Source organism: Desulfonatronospira sp., from assembly GCA_003563255.1.
Lineage (GTDB): Bacteria > Desulfobacterota > Desulfovibrionia > Desulfovibrionales > Desulfonatronovibrionaceae > Desulfonatronospira.
The window spans coordinates 1-4,238 of sequence record PWSL01000503.1 but is presented as its reverse complement, the minus strand read 5'-3'; the positions used below and the strand labels follow the sequence as shown (position 1 = coordinate 4,238).

Annotated in this window: 2 protein-coding genes; both read left to right on the top strand. The window is 40.8% G+C overall.

What is annotated here, in order from left to right:
- On the top strand, positions 1-533 hold a 533-nt coding region (locus QZP87_RS14740; RefSeq protein ID WP_291323685.1), incomplete at its 5' end, for a site-specific DNA-methyltransferase.
- Positions 533-3,106, top strand: coding sequence for a DEAD/DEAH box helicase family protein (locus tag QZP87_RS14735; protein ID WP_291323684.1), 2,574 nt, complete (start codon positions 533-535; stop codon positions 3,104-3,106). The genes QZP87_RS14740 and QZP87_RS14735, both read left to right, overlap by 1 nt.
- Positions 3,107-4,238: the final 1,132 nt, after the last annotated feature.

Below are 4,238 nucleotides of genomic sequence, written 5' to 3'. Positions count from 1 at the left end.
ATAAAAATGATTTGGTCTTGGACTATCATTTAGGAAGTGGAACTACTACCGGAGTAGCCCAAAAAATGGGCAGGCAATATATTGGAATTGAACAACTTGACTACGGTAAAAATGATAGTTTTGCTCGTATGAAAAATGTTATAGGCGGTGAACAATCGGGCATATCAAAATCTGTCAACTGGAAAGGCGGAGGAGAGTTCATTTATTGTGAACTGATGAAATACAATGAAACCTACATGGATAAAATCCAGTCTGCGCAATCCTCAGAAGAACTTGTCAGTCTATGGAAAGATATTGCTGAAAGCTCATTTCTCAACTGGTATGTCAACCCGGAAATGCCGGAAGAAGCAGTCAATGATTTCATTGAAATTGGCAAGTCTGAAAACGGTCTGGAAAAGCAGAAAAAATTACTTGCTGAACTGCTGAACAAAAACCAGCTTTACGTTAATCTGTCTGAAATCGAGGACAAAAACTATAATGTCAGTGAACAAGACAAAATACTTAACAGGCTGTTTTTCCGGGGAGCAGAATAATGGCCGAAAAGTTCTTATATGATGAATTGGATACTTTTTCCAGGCATGGTATTTTAAAAAAAGAGATTCCTGATTATCTCAAAGATAACCTCAATCCAAATTATGAGCTGCGACCATACCAGGTTGATGCCTTTGCCCGCTTTTTTCACTGCCTGGATAATGATTTTCCAGGCAAGGACTATCCCTTGCACTTCCTGTTCAACATGGCCACCGGAAGCGGCAAGACTCTTATCATGGCCGGATTGATGCTGTACCTGTATGAACGGGGTTACAGGAATTTTCTGTTTTTTGTTAACTCCACCAACATCATTGAGAAGACTAAGGAAAATTTTCTCAACCCCCGGTCCTCAAAGTTCTTGTTCAGTGAAGATATCAGGTTTGGCACTTCAAGAGTAAACATCTCCCAGGCAATCAATTTTGAGGACGTTAATGACAGTGATATCAACATCTGTTTTACAACCATCCAAAAACTGCACTCTGACCTGACCACTGAAAAAGAAAACTCCATCACATACGAGGACTTCAAGCATAAAAAAATTGTGCTCTTGTCTGATGAAGCCCATCACATGAATGTCAGCACCGCGGCAGGAATGCAGCTGGCGGAAAGCTGGGAAAATACTGTTGAGCGCATTTTCAGGCAGAATGAGAACAATCTTTTATTAGAGTTCACCGCTACCCTGGACTATACCCACAGAAATATCGTCAACAAATATCTGAAAAAGGTTATTTATCGCTATGACCTGTGTCAGTTCCGTAATGATGGATATTCCAAAGACGTCAACATTATCCAGGCTGATTTTGAGGAAAGCGACCGGATTCTTCAGGCATTGATTCTAAGTCAGTATAAGCAGGAAGTGGCCGCCAAAAATCGCATCAATCTCAAGCCTGTAATACTTTTCAAGGCCCAGCGGACCATTGAACAGTCCAAAGAAAACAAGAAAAATTTTCATCAAATGATTGATAATTTATCCCCAGAGAATATTAAAAGGATAAGATTAAAGTCAGATATCCCATTGGTCGAAAGGGTTTTTCGTTTTTTTGACCAGAACAATATCAGTGCAAGACAACTGGCTGAACGTCTGCGTAAAGAATTCAATGAAGAACGCTGTATTTCCGTCAATGAGGAGAAAGAGAAGGAGAACCAACAGATTCTTCTGAATACCCTTGAGGATAAGGATAATCGTATCCGGGCCATATTTGCTGTTCAAAAGCTCAATGAGGGCTGGGACGTGCTTAATCTGTTTGATATTGTCCGCTGTTATACTCAAAGGGATTCACGGGGGAATCGACCTGGCAAAACCACCATTTCAGAGGCCCAGCTTATCGGACGTGGGGCCAGATACTTTCCATTTGCAACTGAAGACAACAAAGACCGATACAGCCGCAAGTTTGACAGGAACCTTGACCATGAAATGAGGGTTCTGGAAGAACTTCATTATCACAGTATAAATGATTCCAGGTATATTTCAGAACTGCGCACAGCCTTGATTGAGGAAGGCATGCTTGATGAAAGGGAAGTTACCAGAAAATTAAAGCTCAAAGACAGCTTCAAGCAAGATGATTTTTTCAAAAATGGTCTGGTTTACTTGAATAGCCGAAAAATCAATAATTACCAGCATATCAGGTCTTTTTCAGACATGGGCATTTCCCGTAAAAGCCATACCCATATAATAGCAACCGGCAGGGGCACAACAGGGGCCATTCTGGCAAATGGCAATAGTGTCCCTGTTGTTGCTGAACCAGGCAAACGGGATATCAAAGTGAAGAATATCCCAAAGCACATAATTCAAAACGCCATTACCAAGCAGTCTTTCTTTTCTTTCCAGAATATCAAAAAATATTTCCCCATGATTGAGACCTTAGAGGAGTTTATTGAATCAGATAGTTACCTTGGAGGTCAGGAAATCATTTTTCAGGGGGAAGAATATGAAATGAGCAGACTGTCCAACCGGGATCAGCTTGATGGAATGATTGGGCTGCTTAACCAGATTGAAACAGACTTGCGTAAAAACATCACTGAGTACATAGGACTGGATGAATTTACCCCGTATGATGTTTCTGAAATATTTTACAATAAAACCTTGAAGCTGATTGAAGGCACCGACAGGGCAAACGGGGATGAAAATTTTGTTGCTGACAAAGACTGGTATGTTTTCAATGCCAACTATGGAACCAGTGAGGAAAAAGCCTTTGTCCGTATGCTTGAACGGCAGATAAACGAACTTCAAAAAAAACATGATGGGATTTATCTAATCAGGAATGAAAGACACTTTAAAATATACAGCTTTTCCGACGGCAAACCTTTTGAACCTGACTTTGTGCTCTTTCTGCGTCAGACCAATGGAGACATATTAACATATCAGATATTTATTGAGCCAAAAGGAAAGCATCTAAAAGAATATGATAAATGGAAACAGGAATTTCTTCAGGAGATATCCGATAAGTTCGGCAAAAAAACCCTGGATATCAAAACCAAACAAAAAACCATTAAATGCCGCTTGATTGGAGTGCCCTTCTATAACAATCAAGATGAGAACAAGTTCAAGCAAAGCCTGTATGCGGCTCTTGAATAAGAATTTTGTTGATTCCTTTGAAATTGGTGATACCCGGGCCTGCAATAAAGTGTAACCACCTCCAAACATATCACTTGGCAAGCAGCCGTTTAGCAGGAGCAAAGCAGGACAAAAATGAATAATAGCTTGTTAGGCCAGGGGTTAAGGCCGGGGCAGTTCAACACAGAGTAAATTTGCCTTAAAACGGCAAAGTGTCGGGATAAATATGATGATGAGCCGGGGTTTTGGTAATGAGCAAAGCTGAAACCAGGCGGTTAATACGCCTAGCGCAGCAAGAATTTTATGAGGAAATGAGAGCCGAGTTTTTTAGCCTGGGCAAAGGTGGGCACTACACAGACTCGCAAAAAGAGTATTCCTTCCGAAGTATCCAGGAATATGGCATAAGGGCTACTTCAAAAATTCTATCAGTGCCAAGGCGGACACTGCAGAGGTGGTGTAGAAAACACGATATATACGTTAAACGCTGTCCGGAGTGGGTTTTTGAGTGGGCAGAAAGGCGGCGAAAGAAACGGGAATTCTGGCAACTTAGAGGATATTTTTGAAGTAAAATGTCGCCCCTTAAAAAACTGAAGTAAACAGCATTATTTAAAAGGAAAAGCCCGGTCAGGTACAACTACCTTCTGGCCGGGCCTTCAGAAAAATGGGAGGTACACCTACCTAAAAAAACCCAGCTCAACCCTTATTCAATATCAAGGTTGTCTTTTTTGTGTAAACACTGAAACGTTGTGCGGCTCATAGAGGACCTTGAAAACAAAAATCCTAGGTAAGGTATAGGCCAATCGCCTGGGGCAAAATATGGCTTTATATAGCTTGCCGGAATAAATGAAGATTACAAATTTAAAAAAAAGACCTGATCCTGATGAAGGACTGAGGAAAGTGTCAGATGTTTTTACTTTTCCTGAATGAAATTTTGTAGAACAGGCCAGATGATATTGATAAGGGTTTGTCCAGTGTCCCACAGGAAGGGCTGGGCTGTCTTTGCCGGTTTGCTGTCATTCCCTATTAAGCATTACCGGAATGAAACATTTAACATCCTGGATGATTTGCAGCGAGCAAAGACAGGGAGCAGTCCAAAAATAGTTCAACAAGATAGTTGGGTTATTTTTTCAACCAATTATTTCTAAGAAAATTT

Coding starts and splice junctions, on each gene's coding strand:
- QZP87_RS14735 (WP_291323684.1), top strand. CDS start 533: ATGGCCGAAAAGTTCTTATATGATGAATTGGATACTTTTTCCAGGCAT.